The organism is Gardnerella sp. 26-12 (genome assembly GCF_001660745.1).
In the GTDB taxonomy this organism is placed as follows: Bacteria; Actinomycetota; Actinomycetes; order Actinomycetales; family Bifidobacteriaceae; genus Bifidobacterium; species Bifidobacterium swidsinskii.
In genome coordinates this window covers 1-954 of the sequence record NZ_LWSR01000063.1, presented here as the reverse complement: position 1 = coordinate 954, position 954 = coordinate 1, and the positions used below count along the sequence as shown (strand labels likewise).

Genomic DNA, 954 nt, shown 5'->3' with positions numbered 1-954 from the left:
CCGATTACCCTAACTAATCACCGGCTAAACAGGACGGACATTGAGCCTGACTTTAAGATTCATAAAAAGAAGTGACTATTACTGACAGAGATCAGTAATAGTCACCCAACGTGAGATATTCAACTATTGACTTGAACCAAACAAAATTCAATCAGTCTTTCGAAGGACAGTCTTAAGCGAGATCACTGTGACACCAATAACAAAAGAGGTAAAACCAATTCTAATAGCAAGTGTGCCATCCCATATTAAGGCAATCAGCATCGCGATTAAGGCAACCGTCAAGCCGAATGTCGCTACTTCACGGCAAAAACGAACGAGCTTGTCCATTATCCTTAAACACCTCCTCGTACACATACTAACAATCAGGTTTCATTTTACCTTTTGAGCTATATTTCCCCACTTCACAGGGTGGGTGCAAAGTGTGTGCACTTTTTAACGTTAACATCCTGTGCACTCGACCCTAGAGCGTTGATATCTTCCCTCAAACAGCCAAACTTGAATTTATATATCTACTGTTTTAATAAGTTTGATTGCCCTTGATGATACTAACTCGTCTTGGCTCATTTCCAAAAGGCTCTTTTTATCTACCCACTTATAATTAACCGTTTCTCCTTTTTGAAGAGCAATTGCATTTTTCTTACAATCGGTTACGCATAGATATTCAACATAAAGAGAGTGGTAAACATCCTGCACAAATCTTCCGATCTCCATAATTTTTGAAGCTTCAATACCTGTTTCTTCTTTTAATTCTCTTACTGCACATTCTAATGGTGTTTCATATTGCAATGCAGAACCACCTGCTGTCAACTCCCACATTCCACCGAATTTCTTTTCAAAATCTCTTTGCATAATAAGGTAAGTACCATCTATATGTTTAACAATTACTTCGCCCACCAAATGATACATGCCGTCAGGAATTGGTTCTCCTCTCACTAATGTAATATTCTTTAATTT

The 954-nt window shown here is 38.2% G+C and carries 2 protein-coding genes; both read right to left on the bottom strand.

Annotated features, from left to right (window positions below; all coding sequences use genetic code 11):
• Positions 1-147 precede the first annotated feature (147 nt).
• A complete protein-coding gene (locus tag A5295_RS06485; RefSeq protein ID WP_041160496.1) occupies positions 148-327 on the bottom strand; it encodes a hypothetical protein in 180 nt (59 codons plus the stop codon).
• Positions 328-501: 174 nt separating this feature from the next.
• On the bottom strand, positions 502-954 hold a 453-nt coding region (locus A5295_RS04075), incomplete at its 5' end, for an NUDIX domain-containing protein (RefSeq protein WP_197479837.1).

Coding starts and splice junctions, on each gene's coding strand:
- A5295_RS06485 (WP_041160496.1), bottom strand. CDS start 327: ATGGACAAGCTCGTTCGTTTTTGCCGTGAAGTAGCGACATTCGGCTTG.